This is a genomic window from Streptomyces lothianensis (assembly GCF_047779955.1).
GTDB lineage: Bacteria > Actinomycetota > Actinomycetes > Streptomycetales > Streptomycetaceae > Streptomyces.
This window is the reverse complement of record NZ_JBLMKT010000037.1, coordinates 177,377-194,218: the sequence shown is the minus strand read 5'-3', so window position 1 is coordinate 194,218 and position 16,842 is coordinate 177,377. Positions and strand designations below refer to the sequence as shown.

Here is a 16,842-nt window from a genome sequence, read left to right as displayed (position 1 = left end):
GGGTGTCTCAGGTCAACGTGCCGAGGAGGAGCGGACTGTGACCATCGCCACGTTTCACGCATGGCCTGGGAAGCGCTGGGTAGGTCTGACCGTCTGCCGACACCACCGAATGGGACCGACCCACAAACCAAGGAGGCCCTGGGTGAGCGCTCAGTTGTTGTTCGACGCCCTGTCCAAACGTAACGAGCTCCCGGATCTGCCTGACCTCTCCCGGGTGTCCGACCCGGATTCCGTGCTGCACGGATCCTTCTCCGTAGAGGCGCCGCTGACCAGCGAGCAGCCCCTGGCCGATGAGACGCCGTTGACCAGCGAGCCACCGCTCGCCGATGAGGCGCCACTGACCAGCGAACCCACCGCGTTCGGTACGGCCTCCCACCTCATCTGACCGGGCCCACGGCGTGCGGTGCGCGCACCCGACCGGCACCCCGGACGCGCGCCCGGCGAAGGCATTCGCTAGGTTGGCTCCGTGGACAAGAAGAACGCCCTGCGCGCCGGCGCCGTAGCAGCCGGTACAACGCTGATGATGCTGCTGATGTCGTCCCCCGCGCTCGCGCTCACCCGCGACGACGGTGACGACCCGGGCCCCGGCCTCTCCGTGATGGAGACCCTCGGCCTGTACGTCGTGGCCCCGATCGCGCTGTTCCTCGTGATCGCCGGTCTGGTCATGGTCGGGGACAAGTCCCGCAAGCAGCAGGGCTGACCCCGGACCCGGACTTCCCGAAGCGCCCACCGGTTCCCGCATCCGTGCGGGGGCGGGTGGGCGCTTTCGTGTGTCCGGGCGCGGGCGCCCCACGGACCGTAGACCGTTCAGTTCTCCTTAAAGCAGTCATCGATTCTTTTCGATGGACCTACGTGACCGCGTCCTGCCAGCCTTGATCCCGTCAGCACACACCGCACGAGCGCCCCGCACCAGGGGCAGTTGGGCAAGGGATACGGGATGGCAGTCCTCGACCGCGTACGCACCCCGGAGGCGACCCCCACGCCGAGCCGGCCGACCGGGCGTCCGTACCGCGGCACCCGCCGCACCGCCGGTGCGGGCCGTGGCGCCACCGTCGGTCTGCTGCTCGCGCTCGTCGCCACGGTCGTCTGGTCGGGAAGCTTCATCGGAGCCCGCGCCCTCGCCGACACGGTGCCGCCCGTCCAGCACGCGTACTGGCGCTGGATCATCGCCCTCGCCGCGGTCGCGCCCTTCGCGGCCCGGCACGCCTGGCGCGAGCGGCACGTCGTCCTGTGCCACTGGCGCTTCGTCGCCCTGGCCTCGCTGCTCGGCATCGCCACCTACAACACCCTCGTCTACCAGGCCGGTATCTCCACCTCCGCCGGGAACATGGGCATGATCATGGCCGCCTCGCCGGTCGCGATGACGGTCTACGAGAAGCTCGGCGGCGCGCGGCTCGGGGCGCGGAGGGGCGTCGGCATGCTGATCGCCTGCGCCGGGGTGCTGCTCCTGGTCAGCAGGGGCAGCCTCACGCCCGACTTCGCGGCCGGTGACCTGTGGATGCTGGGCGCGGCGCTCAGCTTCGCCTCGTACAGCGCGCTGCTGCGCCGCCGCCCCGCCGAACTGGGGACCTTTGCCTTCCTGTGCACGAGCTTTGCGGCCGGGGCGGTGCTGCTCACGCCCCTCTACGTCACGAGTCTGGCCGTGCAGGGCGGCTTCGCGCCGACGCCCGGCACGCTGACGCCGCTCCTGTATGCCGGGGTGTTCTCCTCCGCGCTCGCCTTCTTCGCCTGGAACAAGGCGATCTCGCTGATCGGCGCGGGCCGGGCCGGGCTCGTCTACTACCTCCAGCCGGTCTGCGTCGCGCTCCTCTCCTACGTGATCCTCGCGGAGCCGACCGGACCGATGCAGGTCCTGTGCATGGCACTGATCCTGGGTGGCGTGCTCCTGGGATCGGTGAGCAGGGCCGGGATCCGCGCGGGCCGCAGGGGATAGGTCGCCGGACGCAGGGGACAGGCCGCCGGACGCAGGGGATAAGTTGCCGGACATGACCGAGTGGGACTTCCGGAAGCTGCAGATCCTGCGCACCCTCAGCGAGCACGGCACCGTCACCGCGACCGCGCAGGTGCTGCTCATGACCCCCTCGGCCGTATCCCAGCAGCTGACCAACCTGGCCAAGCAGGTCGGCGTGCCACTCCTGGAGGCCCAGGGCCGCCGCGTCCGCCTCACGGACGCGGCACACCTGCTCCTGCGGCACGCGGACGCCGTCTTCGCCCGACTCGAGCGGGCCGAGGCCGATCTCGCCCGCTATACGAGCGGCGAGGCGGGCGAGGTGCGCATCGGCGCCTTCTCGACCGCCGTGCCCGCCCTCGTCGTACCGGCCGTACGGCGCCTGCGCGAGGCGGCGCCCGGCCTCGACGTACGGGTGCGTGAGGCGGAGGCCGCCGAGGCCTACGAGCTGCTCGCCGCCGGGGAGGTGGACCTCGCGCTGTCGCTCGCCGCCCACGCGCCCACCGCCCGCGACCCCAGGTACACCCGGATCCCGCTGCTCACCGACCCGCTCGACGTGGCCCTGCCCCGGGACCACCGGCTCGCGGAACGCAAGAGCGTGCGGCTGGCCGAACTCTCCGGCGAACCCTGGATCTTCGGCGGCAGCGGACCGTGGTCGGAGATCACCACGACGGCCTGCGAGGCGGCCGGTTTCGTGCCCGAGCAGGCGCACAGCGCGGCGGGCTGGACCGCGATCCTCGCGATGGTCTCGGCCGGGATGGGGGTCGCGCTCGTGCCGCGGATGGCGGTCGCGCCCGCGCAGGGCGTGGTCCGCGTCGGTATCGGCGGCGACCGGCCGCGGCGTCATGTCGTCGCGGCGGTCCGCAACGGGGCCGAGTCCCGCCCCGCCCTGGCACGCGTCCTCGACGCCCTGCGGGAGGCGGCGGCCCGCGACTGAGGCGGCCCGTGTGAGGGAGACCGCTCGGGCCTGAGGCGGCCCACGAGCGGCGCCGGGACGGGAGAGCGCCGGGACGGGAGAGAGCGCCGAGACAGGAGAGGGCGCCGGGACGGGAGAGGGTGCCGATACGGGAGAGGGGGCCGACCGGTAAGCCCCGGCCGGCCCCCTCCCGCACGTACCTGCCCCTACGCCGCAGCCGCGTCCGCCGCCTGCGCCTTCAGGGCCCGCTCGACCCCGGACCGCGACTCCGAGACGAGCCGCGCGAGCGCCGCGTTCGGCTCCGCCTGCGCGACCCACGCGTCCGTGGCGTCGAGCGTGGCCTGCTCGACCTGGATCGCCGGGTACAGGCCGACCGCGATCTGCTGCGCCATCTCGTGCGAACGCGAGGCCCAGACGTCCTTGACCGCCGCGAAGTACTTCGCCGTGTACGGCGCGAGCAGCTCCCGCTGGTCCGTCTGCACGAAGCCCGCGATGACCGCCTCCTGCACGGCGTTCGGCAGCTGATCCGAGTCGACGACCGACGCCCACGCCTCGGCCTTCGCCTCGGCAGTCGGCCGCGCGGCCCGCGCGGTGGCCGCGTGCCGCTCACCGGCGGCCGTCCGGTCCCGCTCGTACTCGGCGGCGATCTCCGCCTCCTCGTACTGCCCGGTGGCCGCGAGCCGCTGCACGAACGCCCAGCGCAGCTCGGTGTCGACGGCGAGACCCTCGATCGACTCCGTGCCTTCGAGGAGGCCCTTCAGCAGGTCGAGCTGCTCCGGCGTACGGGCCGTCGCCGCGAACGCCCGCGCCCAGGCAAGCTGGTGGTCGCTGCCGGGCTCGGCCGCACGCAGATGCGTGAGGCAGGCCTCGGTCCAGCGCGCCAGGCCCGCCGCACGGAAGTCCGGCGCCGCGTACAGGTCGAGGGCCAGCTTGACCTGCCGGTGCAGCGACTGCACCACACCGATGTCGGACTCCTTGCCGATCCCGGACAGGACCAGCGACAGGTACTCGCGCGTCGGCAGCTCGCCGTCGCGGGTCATGTCCCAGGCGGAGGCCCAGCACAGGGCGCGCGGCAGCGAGGCCTCGAAGTCGCCCAGGTGCTGGGTGACATGGCGCAGGGAGTCGGCGTCGAGCCGGACCTTGGCGTACGAGAGATCGTCGTCGTTGAGCAGGATGACCGCCGGGCGGTGGCGGCCCACGAGCTCGGCCACCTCGGTGAGCTCGCCCTCGACGTCCAGCTCGATCCGCTCGGAGCGCATCAGCTTGCCGGAGGCGTCGTCGAGCTCGTACAGGCCGATGGCGATCCGGTGCGGACGCAGTGTCGGCTCGCCCTTGGCGCCGGCGGGCAGCGCGGGCGCCTCCTGGCGTACGGCGAAGGAGGTGATGGTGCCGTTGGCATCGGTCTGGATCTGCGGGCGCAGCACATTGATGCCCGCGGTCTCCAGCCACGCCGTCGACCAGGCCTTCAGATCACGTCCGCTGGTCACCTCCAGGGCGCCGAGCAGGTCGGAGAGCCGGGTGTTCCCGAAGGCGTGGGCCTTGAAATAGGACTGCACACCGCTGAAGAACGCGTCCATCCCGACATACGCCACCAGCTGCTTCAGGACGCTGGCGCCCTTGGCGTAGGTGATGCCGTCGAAGTTGACGAGGACGTCGTCCAGGTCACGGATGTCCGCCATGATCGGATGCGTCGACGGCAGCTGGTCCTGCCGGTACGCCCAGGTCTTCATGGAGTTGGCGAACGTGGTCCACGCGTGCGGCCACTTCGAGTCCTCCGCGTACGCCTGGCAGGCGATCGAGGTGTAGGTGGCGAAGGACTCGTTGAGCCACAGGTCGTTCCACCATTCCATGGTCACGAGATCGCCGAACCACATGTGGGCGAGCTCGTGCAGGATCGTCTCGGCCCGCACCTCGTACGCGGCGTCCGTCACCTTCGAGCGGAAGACGTACTGGTCGCGGATGGTCACCGCGCCCGCGTTCTCCATCGCGCCCGCGTTGAACTCCGGCACGAAGAGCTGGTCGTACTTCTCGAAGGGGTACGCGTAGTCGAACTTCTCCTGGAACCAGTCGAAGCCCTGCCGCGTGACATCGAAGATCGCGTCCGCGTCGAGGAACTCGGCGAGCGAGGGGCGGCAGTAGATGCCCAGCGGGACCGTCTGCCCGCCCTTCTCGTACGTGCTGTGCACCGCGTGGTACGGGCCGACGATCAGGGCCGTGATGTACGTGGAGATCCGCGGCGTCGGCGCGAAGACCCAGCGGTCGTCCTTCGGCTCGGGGGTCGCCGAGTTGGAGATCACGGTCCAGCCGCTCGGCGCCTTCACCGTGAACTGGAAGGTGGCCTTCAGGTCCGGCTGCTCGAAGGAGGCGAAGACGCGGCGTGCGTCCGGCACCTCGAACTGCGTGTACAGATAGGCCTGCCCGTCGACCGGGTCGACGAAGCGGTGCAGCCCCTCACCGGTGTTGGTGTACGCGCAGTCGGCGACGACCCGCAGCTCGTTCGCCCCCTGGCGCAGATGCGGCAGGGCGATCCGCGACTCACGGAAGACGGCCGCCACATCGAGCGACTTGCCGTTGAGGACCACCTCGTGGACGGCATCGGCGACGAGGTCGATGAACGACTCGGCGTTCGCCTCGGCGCAGTCGAAACGCACCGTCGTCACCGACGGGTAGGTCCCGCCGTCCTGCGCGCCGGAGAGGTCGAGATCGATCTCGTACGAGTCGACGGTCAGCAGGCGCGCACGCTCCTGCGCCTCTTCACGGGTCAGATTGGTGCCGGGCACACGTTCTCCTCGGTTTCGAACTGTTTCGGGCATCTTTCCACGGCGCCGTCACCGCGGGCACGGTGATATCCCCGTAGTCGGCAGCCCGCGCGCGAACAAGCGGAAGGGCGGCCACCACAACCGGTGACCGCCCTTCCGAGCACGCGAGGAGCGCCGCCTACTTGCCGCTCAGCTCCTGGGCGACGAGCTCCGCGATCTGCACGGCGTTCAGCGCCGCGCCCTTGCGGAGGTTGTCGTTGGAGATGAACAGCGCGAGACCGTTCTCCACCGTCTCGTCGCCGCGGATCCGGCCCACGTACGAGACGTCCTGGCCGGCGGCCTGCAGCGGCGTCGGGATCTCCGAGAGCTCGACGCCCGGGGCGTCCGCGAGCAGCTCGGTGGCGCGCTCCGGGGACAGCGGACGCTCGAAGCGCACGTTGACCTGCAGGGAGTGGCCGGAGAAGACCGGGACGCGCACGCAGGTGCCGGAGACCTTCAGCTCCGGGATCTCCAGGATCTTGCGCGACTCGTTGCGGAGCTTCTGCTCCTCGTCCGTCTCGTTCAGACCGTCCTCGACGATCGAGCCGGCCAGCGGCAGCACGTTGAAGGCGATGGGGCGCTTGTAGACCTCGGGCTCCGGGAAGTCCACGGCCGCGCCGTCGTGCGTGAGCTTGTCGGCCTCCGCGATGACCTTCTGTGCCTGGCCGTGCAGCTCGGCGACACCGGCCAGACCCGAGCCGGAGACGGCCTGGTAGGTGGTGGCGACCATCGCGGTCAGGCCGGCCTCGGCGTGCAGCGGCCGGAGGACCGGCATCGCGGCCATCGTCGTGCAGTTCGGATTGGCGATGATGCCCTTGGGGCGGTCCGCGATCGCGTGCGGGTTGACCTCCGAGACGACCAGCGGCACCTCGGGGTCGCGGCGCCAGGCGCTGGAGTTGTCGATCACCACGGCGCCCTGCGAGGCGACCTTCTCGGCCAGCGCCTTCGAGGTGGCGCCGCCCGCCGAGAACAGCACGATGTCGAGGCCGCTGTAGTCGGCCGTGGTGGCGTCCTCGACCGTGATGCCGTCGAGGGTCTTGCCGGCGCTGCGGGCGGAGGCGAACAGGCGCAGCTCGTCGAGCGGGAACTTCCGCTCGACGAGGATCCTGCGCATGACTGTGCCGACCTGACCGGTGGCTCCGACGATTCCGACCCTCACGGTGACTCCTTCTTGCTGCTGAGCATCTGGCTCCATGCGCATGCCCGGGTACGTCACCATCATGCGGTGACGTGGGGCACTCGTGTCCAGTCGGTTGCCCGGGGTGTGAGACGGGCCCGGTCGGGCCGCCGCCCTCAGCGCTCCACCGACAGCTCCCACCGGCCCGAGGCGCGGATCTGCAGGAAGCCCGGCGCGGCCGGGAACTTCCCCGAGCCCACCGAAAGGCGCTTCACGGGCTCGAACGAGGCATCCAGCGCCCAGACCACACCGATGCCGCCGCCCTCCTGCAGGAAGACGAGATCCGCCTCGGGGCCCGCGAAACGCACCAGGCAGTAGCCCCGGCCGGTGATCTTGTCGTCGAAGGACTCGGCGGACTCGGCCGGGGCGGGCGTGAGACGCCAGGAAGTCTCCTCCGTGGCGCGCACACTCACGAAGCACTCCCCGGACGGCGACCAGACCGGCCCGCTCACGGGCCTCCGCCCGTTGCCGGCCTGGGCGGCGATCGTCTTGCGCCCGCCGGGCTGCACCGCGTCCACGACCAGCGGGAAGTCGTCCCTGGACAGGCGTTCGAGGTTCACCATCAGGGATGCCCCGGAGTGGCGGAGGACCGTGCGGCCGGTGCCCTCGACCGGTCCCTGCAGCGGCTGCGCCTCCTCCAGGGGAGCCAGCCGCAGACTCCAGTCGTCCTGGTGGTCGATCTTCAGGCGCTGCTGCTCCTGGCCGTCGCGGAAGAAGACCAGCCGTCCGCTCTCGCCGTCCTGATCGCTGTCGAGGAAGGCCTCGGATTCGTCGTACTCGTCGAGCAGCTCGACCCGGTAGCCCCAGTCGGCCCCCGCCTCGAAGCGGTAGTCGAGCAGGCATGGCCGCCCGGGGTGCGGGTTGACCAGCGTCACCGTCTGCGGAGCCCGTCCCGCGTACACGCCCGTCTGCCGCGATGTCTCCGGATCGGGCACCGGCACGGGCCGTACGTCGAGGGACCAGCGGCCGTCCGACTCGATGAGCAGGATCAGCGGGCCTTCCGTGATCGGCACGGTCTGCTGGACGCTGCCGATCTCGTTGACGAGGAGATCGCGCTTGTCCTCGTGGACGGTGCCGGCGGGCAGCGCCCAGATCACGAAGTTGCCGCCGTCGTAGTCCTCCTCGTCACCGTCGCAGCGCACGTCCAGATCGGCGAGCGGCCCGTTGTACGTGACGACCTCCGGGCCGCGGCCCTGGACGGCCCGGCCCACGTCGCGCGCCGCCGACAGGGGCCGTACCTGCAGAGTCCAGTCGTTCTCCGCGTCGACCCGCAGCCGCAGCGCGCGGTCGCCCTTGTGCTGGACGGCGGCGCTGCCGCGGAAGTCGGTCATGGTGGTGTTGAAGAGCAGCTCGTCGTCCTTGTTGCGCCGGTTGAGGGTGTAGACGCAGGTGTAGCCCTCGCCCTGGTGCCACAGCTCCACGAGCACCGGTCCCGCGGGCAGGTCGTCGACGGAGACGACTCCCCGGCCCCGGCCGCGCTGGTTGTGCACCGGGAACTCGGGGCCGTACGGGACGGGGCGGGCGTCCCGGGGCGCGGCCTCCCGCGGCTGCGGGGCGCTGTACGCAGGCTGCGGGATTCCGGGCCCGGCGTCCTGGGGTGCGTACGCGGGGGCGGCGGCCGGGAACGGAGGGGGAGCGGCGGCCGTGGCCGGATCCGGAGCGGGCGGAGCCGCCGGGGCCGGGGCGGGTGCGGCCGCGGGTGCCCCCTCCACCACGATCCCGAAGTCCGTCGCCAGACCGGCAAGACCCGTCGCCCAGCCCTGCCCGACGGCGCGGAACTTCCAGTCCCCGTCGCGCCGGTAGAACTCGCCGAGCACGAAGGCCGTCTCGGAGGCCGCGTCCCGCACCGGATAGGAGGCCACCGGTGCCCCTGACACGGCGCGCACGGCCTGTACGCCGAGCCCCGGCACCGCACCGAAGGTGCCGCCCTCGCAGGAGGCCGCGATCACCACGCGCTGGACCGCGGGCTCGATCAGCGCGAGATCGAGTTCGAGCCACTGGGTGGCCTGTCCGCCGTCCTCCGTGGACCCCAGGTGGCGCACCGCTCCGGAGGGGTGCCGGGGCTGGTTGTAGAAGACGAGATCCTCGTCGCCGCGCACCTTGCCGGCCGCGTCGAGGAGCAGGGCGGAGGCGTCCACGGAGGGGGAACCATGCTGTGCGAGACGGCTGACGGACACCCGCAGCAGTTCGGTGGGCACCAGCACGTTGGCACCCTTGATCATGTGCGACATGTGCCCATAGTTGCAGCTCAACTCCCTTGAGTCGACGCGTAGTTCGATCTTTATGCACGCAAACGAACAAGCCGCCCGACGCCGCTGCCGGAGATTTTCCGGGGAGGCCGAACGTTTCACCCCGCCCCCGCGTCGTAAGGTTCGGCACGGGTGAGGAAGGGGTGGGCATTGCTGCGCAGAGGGACGCTTCGGCGCGGGCGGAAAGCGGATCCGGGCGAGGCACAGGATCCGCGCAACCCCCAGGACCTGGCGCGCGATCCCCAGGACCTGGCGCGCGATCCCCTGGATCCGGCGCAGGTCAGCCGGGTCCGCGCGGTCCTCGCGCTCGGCGGCGTGCCCGCTTCCGAGCTGCCGGACGGGGTGCAGCAGGTACGGCTCAAGCTGCTCGAACGGGCCGCCGGCGGACGCGAGGCGCCGAGGGACGTATCGGCGTGGGCCGCCGTCGTCGCCTCGAACTGGGCCATGGACTACCACCGGGCCCGCCGCCGCCAGGAACGCCTGGGCGAGCGCCTCGCCTCGCTCCGTACGGAGAGCCATGCCGTGGAGGAGGCCAAGGTGCTCTCGATGACCGTCGCGAAGGGGCTCGACGAGCTGACCGACACCCAGCGGCAGGTCGTCGTCCTGCGCTTCTACTCGGATCTGTCGGTCCGCGCCATCGCGGAGCGCCTCGGTGTCCCCGAGGGCACGGTCAAGAGCAGGCTGCACGGGGCGGTGCGGGCGCTGCGCGCACGACTGCACGAGGACGAGGTGGTGTGACGTGGCCGGGGGAGAGTACGGGGGCAAGGAGTACGGGAGCGGGGCGTACGACGGTGATCGCCTGCTGATGGCGGCGATCACCGGCGAGGACGTCCCCGAGGAGGCGGCCCGCTCGGCCGGGTACCGCGAGGCAGCGGCCGACCTCGACCTGCTGCGGCTCGCACTGCGCGACCTCGGCGAGGAGCTGGGCGAGGCGCGGGGCGAGGGGCGTGGCGAGGCACCGGAGGGCGAGCCTGCCGCACCACCGGTCCCCGCGCAGCCGCCCGCCCGGCCCACCGTGACGGTCGTGCCCGTGCGCGTACGGCGCCGGCGGATGTTCACCCTCGCCTTGCGGGCGGTCGCCGCAACGGGCGCGGCCGCCCTGGTCGGCGGGGTGCTGTGGCTGGGGATGCAGGACGGGCTCGGGGGCGGCGATGCGAGCCGCGCCGAGTCCGTTCCCGCGGTGGGGGACCAGGGCGGCACCAAGGACAAGGGGGCACCCCCGACGGACGAAGACGCCGAGGCGCCTTCGGGCGAGGACGCGAAGCGGCGTCCGCCGTCCCGCGCCCGGCAGATCGCCTGCGCGCGGATCCTCGTCGAAGGCACGGCGGTCGACGTGGCCGCGCGCCCCGACGGCAGGAGGGACGTCACCGTCGACATCGACCGCTGGTACCGACCCGAGCGCTCCACGACGACCGCACCCTCGACGACGATCACGCTGCCCGCCGCCCTCGCGGAGGGCATCGAGCGCGGCGAACCGGTCCTGGTCACGGTCTACGCCCACTCGGAGGACGGCTACGACGTGAAGCAGGGCGAGGCGGCCGTACGAGCCGACGTCCCCTACCTCCTCGCCGCCCTCGCCCACGCCCGCACGCTCACCTGCCCCACCCCTTGGAGCCGCTGAGCACTCCGGTCGGAGCCGCTGAGTACTCCGGGTCGCAGGAGTCGGCTGCCCCTGTGTCGCAGGAGTCGGTCGCCCCGGTGTCGCGGGAGCCGGTCGCTCCTGTGGCTCAGGACTCGACGCGCCCCGCCGCGGGACGCTCGCGCCACAGGTCGATGCCGACGTCCACCAGGCCGACCCGCGGCAGCCGGGGCACCGCGTCCAGCGGGTGCCAGGCGGCCATGTCGGTCGAGCCGTCCGTCTCGTTGCGCAGGCTGCCGCCGGTGATCTCCCCCTCGTAGACGAGCCGCAGCCCGTGGAAGTCGGCGAAGGTGCCGAGCTTGCGCGGATAGCGGCGGCGGATCGAGTCCACCCCGAGCAGGTTCGCGGGCCGCACCGCGTACCCCGTCTCCTCCTCCGCCTCGCGGATCACCGTGTCGTACGGATCCTCGCCGTGCTCCATGCCGCCGCCCGGCAGCGTCCACCGCTTGCTGCCGTCCCCGGCCACCCAGCGGGCGAGCAGCAGCCTTCCGTCGCGTACGCAGACGGCGTAGGCCGCCACTCTCAGCTCCTTGTGCACCCTGCACAGGTTACGGGCAGGTCACCTTGATGCGGTCCTGTGTTCGGCAAACGGTTGCCATGAGATCCGCCCCGGCATCCGCTCATCTCGGCAGCACCACGACATACGCAGCGGGCTCACGGTCCGTGGCGGCCATCAGGGCGGTGCGTACGACGGTGGCCTGCTGTTCCAGGCCGTCGCGCAGTTTGCGCGGCGTGATGTGCACGACCGTGATCCCGAGCCGCTCCAGGTGCTCGCGCTTGCGCGCGTACGCGGACCATTCCTCAAGCTCTCGGCTTCGTCCCCAAGCTCTCGGCTTTGCTCGAGCAGGGGAGACCCCACTGAGCAGGGGAGACCCCACTGCGTCGTCCTGCCGGCGCGGGGCCCGGGTGTCGAGTTCGACCGCCACGGCCTGGTCGGGCCAGTACGCGTCCACCCCGCCCAGGTGCGCGCCGCCCGGCAGTCGCAGGTCCACGTTCCACAGCGGGTCCGGAAGCCCGTACTCGGCGACCAGCCGGTACAGCCGGTCCTCGGCGATCGCCCGCCCCTCCGCGAGCAGCGAGTCGACGGCGTCCATGACATGCGGCCGGGTGAGCAGCCGCGCGTGGTTCAACTCGCGTACGACGGCGGAGGGTTCGCAGTGCCCGCCGCGTACCGCTTCCATCAGGAGCCGCCGTACCGCACCCGCGTCGCCGAGCTGGGCGACGGCGTCGGCGAGTGCGCGCGGCACCGGGGCGACGGGCAGTCCCGTCACCTCCTGCGGCACCGGCATCGCATGCGTGCGCACGAGCCGGGCGAAGTGCACGGAGCGCAGCCGCCTGGTGCGCGGCACCAGCACGTCGATGCGGTCGAGCGAGGGCAGCGGGGGCGCGGCGGAGAAGCCGTGCAGGGTGAGCGCGGCGAGGCCGGTCACCATGACGTCCACGTAGCCGGAGCAGCCGGGCGACTCCTGTCCGGCCGGCGGCCGGCCCCTCCGCCTCCCGCGCGAGGACGGGTGGGCGGCCATGGACCGCCGTTCCTCGGCCGAACGCTCGACCGGCGCGGGGGCCGCGGGCGGCGGCGAGTCGGTCTGCTGCTCCGGGATGGCGGGGACGGCGGGGATGGCGGGGATGGCGGGGATGGCGCGGGCGGCGGAGGTGGAGCTCAGGCCGGGCGCCGTGCCGGTGCCGCCCGCGGTGATGCCGGGTGCCGGACTGCCGGGGGTCCGCCCGGCGTAGAGAAGTACGGCGTGCAGCCGCTCCTCGCTCGTCGGCGGCCCGGGGTGCAGCAGGAACACACCCGGCAGCAACTGCTGCCACGGACCGCCGGGGCGGCACTGTGCGTTGGTCTCGGCGGCGGACACCCCGTGGCCGCGCAGCTGCGCGGCACAGAGCACGCGGCGCGAGACATCGGCGAGGTGGTGCAGAGGGCGGGGGGAGAGTGGGGTGTTGTGGTTCATGGCCTGGGGTTTCCCGCTGTGTGACGGCCCGATAGCCGCTGTTACCACCCTGTCGCATGAACCGGACAATTCTGCACTAAAGGACGGGCGTTCGACTGCCGAGAAGGGCTGGTCCGGATGAGGGTTACGGGTACGGCCGGACGGCTCTGTCACGGCTGTGTTGCACGCCTGCGGCACTTGGGCGGCCCGGTTCGCTGCCGGGCCGGCACATCACGCGGCCGGCGCGGGCCCTCTAGCTTCGGCCGTGGACGCGTACCGAGCCGCGGAAGCGTCCTGACGGGGGTGAGTGCCATGCGGCTGTTCTGGGGCGGGATCGTGCCGGCCGGGCTCGGCGGGTGGCTGCTGTGGGTCACCGTCGGCGCCGGGGCGGGGGAGCCGCTGCTGCTGTGGGCGGCCATGCTGACGCTGGTGGCCGGAGCGGCGGGGGTGAGCTGCGGCTGGCATGCCTGGCGGCGGCGCGCGGTCTGTTCGCGCGCGTTAGGGCGCGTTTCGCAACACGCCTCAGGGCGAAGGGGTCCCGAACGGCAAGGGGGTCCCGAAGGGCAAGGGGGTCCCGAAGGGCATAGGGGGCCCGAACGCCCGCGCAGGGTGGGGCTGTTCCGCTGGATGCTGCTCACGGCGGTGGTGTTCGTGGGGCTCGGCCTGATGGGGGAGGCGGCCTACGAGAAGGACCCGATGGTGCGGTTGACGGTCGTCGAGGTGAACGGCGACGGCGGCTGCTGGGTCAGCTGGACCGACCCGTGGTCGAAGCAGCGGCGCAGCGGCGCCTTCGCGTGCGATCCGGCGCGATCCGGCCTCCCGCACGAGAAGGAGTGGGGGCGGGTCGTCTCGTACGGGCCGTGGAAAGGGCAGTTGTACGGATCGGTCCTCGACACCCCGGCCGGGAAGCTCGGCAACGTGGTGGGCGTGGCCGGCGTCTTCCTCTTCGAGCTGGGCCTGATCGGCGGCGGGCTGCGCACGGTGGTACGCGTGCGGTATCCGGGGCAGTACCGCCGGGGCGCGCATGAGGGGGACGTGCGGGAACGGGCCACGTACGAAGGGGCCGTGCACCAAGAGGACGCGTACGAAGGGCACGCGCAGCCCCGACCGCGGGCGTCGAAGCGGTGGGCTCCGGGGACGAGGGTGCCGGGGCGACTGCCGGTGCCTGTGTCTGTGCCTGTGTCTGTGCCTGTGTCTGTGCAGGAGAAGCTGCCCGTGCTTGAACGGCTGCCGAGGGGCGGCCCGTTGCAGGTGGCCCGGCTCCGGGCGTCCACGGCCGTCGCCGCGCCCTCCGCGTCGTTCCTCGCGCTGTGGTGGTGGGCGGGCCTGACCCGCGCCCTGCAGGTGCTCGGCCTCGCGATGCTCGCCGGGCGTGCGGCCGCGTACGCGGCCCGCCGCGGAGTCCCCGGCGCGAGGGCCGTGGCCCGGACGGCCGCCCTGTACCCGGGCGCCGCGGGCAGGCGCCGCCCTGCTCCGACTCCGAAGGAATAGCCCCGAACCGAACAGACTGACCCGTACGGCCCGCCACGACCAGCCACCCGGCCCCGCCGCGGGGCCGCCCCACCGGCGGCCCCGCGGCGCGTGCCTCAGCCCTCGGCCCCCGCGTCGCACGCCTGCCCGCGCAGCACCCGGGCCAGGTCGTCCCGCGCCTCGATCACGAGTCGGCGCAGTGCCGGGGCCGCGTCCTCGTGTGCGGACAGCCAGGCGTCCGTGGCGGCCAGGGTCTGCGGGGAGTCCTGGAGCGCCGGGAACAGGCCCCGCACGACATCCATGCCGATCTGGATGGAGCGCTGCGCCCAGACCTTCTCGATCGCCTCGAAGTACTTCGGCGCGTACGGCGCGATCAGCTCACGCTGCGAGGACTGGGTGAAGCCCGCGATCGTGGCCTCCGCCAGCGCGTTGGACAGCGCGTCCGATTCGACGACCTCCGCCCAGGCCTGCGCCTTGACCGCCGCCGAGGGCCGTGCGGCCAGGCAGCGGACCTGGTGCCGCTTGCCGGAGGCGGTGTCGTCGCGGGCGAGTTCCGCGTCGAGCCGCGCCTCGTCGGCGCGTCCCGCGGAGGCCAGCGGCTCCAGGAACGCCCAGCGCAGCTCCTGGTCCACGTCGAGCCCGTCGATCTGCGCGGAGCCGTCGAGCAGTCCCTCCAGGAGCTGGTGGTCGGCTTCCGCGGACGCCACCGCGGCGAAGAACCGCGCCCAGGTCAGCTGGTGCTGGCTGCCCGGCTCCGCGAGCCGCAGCTCGCGCAGCGCGCCCTCGGCGAGCAGCCGCCCGCCCTGCGGACGCCAGTCGGGGGCCGCGTAGTTGACCTGCGCCGAACGCGCCCACGCGTGCAGCATCTGCAGCACGCCGATGTCGGATTCGCGGCCCGCGAAGTCCAGGACGAGGGAGATGAAGTCCCGGGCCGGCATCAGCGCGTCCCGCGTCAGGTTCCACAGCGCCGACCAGCACAGGGCGCGGGCGAGCGGGTCGGTGATGTCGCCGAGGTGGGATCGGAGCGTCTCCAGGGAGCCCTCGTCGAAGCGGATCTTGCAGTACGTGAGGTCGTCGTCGTTGACCAGGATCAGGTCCGGCTTCTCGGCGCCCGCCAGCTCGGCGACGACGGTCCGCGGCCCGTCCACGTCGGCCTCGGCCCGCGCGTACCGCTCGACCGTGCCCTCGGGCGTACGGCGGTAAAGGCCGACCGCGATCCGGTGCGGACGCAGCGTCGGATGTGATTCCGCGGCCTCCTGGAGCACGGCCAGCTCCGTCACGCGGCCCGCCGCGTCGTAGATCACCGCCGGTGTGAGCGAGTTGACGCCCGCGGTCTGCAGCCAGGAGCGCGACCAGGCGGCCATGTCGCGGCCGGAGGTCTCCTCCAGGACGGACAGCAGATCGCCGAGCTGCGTGTTCCCGTAGGCGTGCCGCTTGAAGTAGCGGCGCGCGCCCTCCAGGAACGCCTCCTGCCCCGCGTACGCCACCAGCTGCTTGAGCACCGAGGCGCCCTTCGCGTAGGTGATGCCGTCGAAGTTGAGCTTCGCGTCCTCCAGGTCACGGATGTCGGCCGTGATCGGGTGCGTGGAGGGCAGCTGGTCCGCGCGGTAGGCCCAGGCCTTGCGGTTGTTGGCGAAGGTGATCCAGCCGTTGGTGAAGCGGGTGCACTCCACCATCGAGAAGGAGCCCATGAAGTCCGCGAAGGACTCCTTCAGCCACAGGTCGTCCCACCACTCCATGGTGACGAGGTCGCCGAACCACATGTGCGCCATCTCGTGCAGGATGACGTTCGCCCGGCGCTCGTAGGAGGCCGAGGTGACCTTGCCGCGGAAGATGAACTCCTCGCGGAAGGTGACGAGTCCCGGGTTCTCCATGGCGCCCAGGTTGTACTCCGGCACGAAGGCCTGGTCGTACTTCCCGAACGGGTACGGGTAGTCGAAGTGGTCGTGGAAGAAGTCGAGGCCCTGCTTGGTGACCAGGAAGACGTCGTCCGCGTCGAAGTGCTTGGCGAGCCCCTTGCGGCACATCGCGCCCAGCGGGATCTCCAGGCTGGTGCCGTCCGTGAACTTCCGCGTGTAGGTGTCGGTCACGTAGTGGTACGGGCCCGCCACGAAGGCCGTGATGTACGAGGAGATCGGCTTCGTCTCCGCGAACCGCCAGACGCCGTCGGTCAGCTCGCCGACCCCGTTCGACCAGGCCGTCCAGCCCTCGGGAGCGCGCACCTCCATCCGGAAGGGCGCCTTCAGGTCGGGCTGCTCGAAGCAGGTCATCACGCGGCGCGAGTCGGCCGGCTCGTACTGGGTGTAGAGGTAGACCTCGCCGTCCTCCGGGTCGACGAAGCGGTGCATGCCCTCGCCGGTGCGGCTGTAGGCGCACTGGGCGTCCACGACCAGCTCGTTCTCGGCGCGCAGGTCCTCCAGGGTCACCCGCGAGCCGTCGAAGACCTCGGCGGGATCGAGGTCCACGCCGTTCAGCGAGACCGCGGTGACGCTCGGTGCGATCAGGTCGGCGAAGGTGGCGGCGCCCGGCTCGGCGCAGCGGAAGCGGATGGTGGTGACCGAACGGAACGTGCGCGGCTCGTCCGCCGTCTCGCCGGTCGCGGACCTGAGGTCGAGTGAGACCTCGTAGCCGTCGACGGACAGCAGCGCGGCCCGCTCCTGGGCCTCGTCGCGGGACAGGTTCTCTCCGGGCACGGGTACTCCCTCGTATCG

General features: G+C 72.1%; 13 protein-coding genes. 7 read left to right on the top strand and 6 right to left on the bottom strand.

Annotated elements, in window-relative coordinates; translation table 11 throughout:
• The first annotated feature begins 142 nt into the window (after nt 1-142).
• From ACLF6P_RS13310 to ACLF6P_RS13295, 4 genes are all read left to right on the top strand, one after another.
• Nucleotides 143-385 (top strand): hypothetical protein, encoded by a 243-nt coding sequence (locus tag ACLF6P_RS13310; protein WP_415950399.1) that lies wholly within the window; start codon nt 143-145, stop codon nt 383-385.
• 81 nt (nt 386-466) lie between these two features.
• Nucleotides 467-700 carry a hypothetical protein gene (locus ACLF6P_RS13305; RefSeq protein ID WP_415950398.1) on the top strand — a complete coding sequence of 78 codons (234 nt, stop codon included), beginning with the start codon at nt 467-469 and terminating at the stop codon, nt 698-700.
• 237 nt (nt 701-937) lie between these two features.
• Nucleotides 938-1,933, top strand: coding sequence for a DMT family transporter (locus ACLF6P_RS13300; protein WP_415950397.1), 996 nt, complete (start codon nt 938-940; stop codon nt 1,931-1,933).
• A gap of 52 nt (nt 1,934-1,985) precedes the next feature.
• Entirely contained in the window at nt 1,986-2,885 is a 900-nt protein-coding gene (locus tag ACLF6P_RS13295; RefSeq protein ID WP_415950396.1) for a LysR family transcriptional regulator, read from the top strand.
• A gap of 185 nt (nt 2,886-3,070) precedes the next feature.
• Here ACLF6P_RS13295 and pepN (ACLF6P_RS13290) read toward each other — a convergent pair whose 3' ends face one another.
• The 3 genes from pepN (ACLF6P_RS13290) to ACLF6P_RS13280 all read right to left on the bottom strand — a co-directional run bounded on the left by pepN (ACLF6P_RS13290) (nt 3,071) and on the right by ACLF6P_RS13280 (nt 9,070).
• Entirely contained in the window at nt 3,071-5,644 is a 2,574-nt protein-coding gene (gene pepN, locus ACLF6P_RS13290; RefSeq protein ID WP_415950395.1) for an aminopeptidase N, read from the bottom strand.
• Nucleotides 5,645-5,801: 157 nt separating this feature from the next.
• A complete protein-coding gene (locus ACLF6P_RS13285; protein WP_415950394.1) occupies nt 5,802-6,821 on the bottom strand; it encodes an aspartate-semialdehyde dehydrogenase in 1,020 nt (339 codons plus the stop codon).
• 134 nt (nt 6,822-6,955) lie between these two features.
• A complete protein-coding gene (locus ACLF6P_RS13280; RefSeq protein WP_415950393.1) occupies nt 6,956-9,070 on the bottom strand; it encodes a TerD family protein in 2,115 nt (704 codons plus the stop codon).
• Between the two features lie 171 nt (nt 9,071-9,241).
• On the opposite strand from ACLF6P_RS13280, the gene ACLF6P_RS13275 reads away from it, so the two are divergent.
• Together ACLF6P_RS13275 and ACLF6P_RS13270 are read left to right on the top strand one after the other, a co-directional pair.
• Nucleotides 9,242-9,826 carry an RNA polymerase sigma factor gene (locus ACLF6P_RS13275; protein ID WP_415950500.1) on the top strand — a complete coding sequence of 195 codons (585 nt, stop codon included), beginning with the start codon at nt 9,242-9,244 and terminating at the stop codon, nt 9,824-9,826.
• A gap of 1 nt (nt 9,827) precedes the next feature.
• Nucleotides 9,828-10,709, top strand: coding sequence for a hypothetical protein (locus ACLF6P_RS13270; protein WP_415950392.1), 882 nt, complete (start codon nt 9,828-9,830; stop codon nt 10,707-10,709).
• A 106-nt stretch (nt 10,710-10,815) separates the two neighbouring features.
• Here the strand turns inward: ACLF6P_RS13270 and ACLF6P_RS13265 are convergent, their stop codons facing one another.
• Both ACLF6P_RS13265 and ACLF6P_RS13260 read right to left on the bottom strand, forming a co-directional pair.
• Nucleotides 10,816-11,265 carry an NUDIX hydrolase gene (locus tag ACLF6P_RS13265; protein WP_415950391.1) on the bottom strand — a complete coding sequence of 150 codons (450 nt, stop codon included), beginning with the start codon at nt 11,263-11,265 and terminating at the stop codon, nt 10,816-10,818.
• An 82-nt stretch (nt 11,266-11,347) separates the two neighbouring features.
• Complete coding sequence (locus tag ACLF6P_RS13260) at nt 11,348-12,682, bottom strand: hypothetical protein (protein ID WP_415950390.1); 1,335 nt, start codon at nt 12,680-12,682, stop codon at nt 11,348-11,350.
• A 588-nt stretch (nt 12,683-13,270) separates the two neighbouring features.
• On the opposite strand from ACLF6P_RS13260, the gene ACLF6P_RS13255 reads away from it, so the two are divergent.
• Nucleotides 13,271-14,152 carry a hypothetical protein gene (locus tag ACLF6P_RS13255; RefSeq protein ID WP_415950388.1) on the top strand — a complete coding sequence of 294 codons (882 nt, stop codon included), beginning with the start codon at nt 13,271-13,273 and terminating at the stop codon, nt 14,150-14,152.
• A gap of 95 nt (nt 14,153-14,247) precedes the next feature.
• On the opposite strand, the gene pepN (ACLF6P_RS13250) is transcribed toward ACLF6P_RS13255, so the two are convergent.
• Nucleotides 14,248-16,824, bottom strand: a complete 2,577-nt coding sequence (pepN, locus tag ACLF6P_RS13250; protein ID WP_415950387.1) for an aminopeptidase N — start codon at nt 16,822-16,824, stop codon at nt 14,248-14,250.
• Nucleotides 16,825-16,842: the final 18 nt, after the last annotated feature.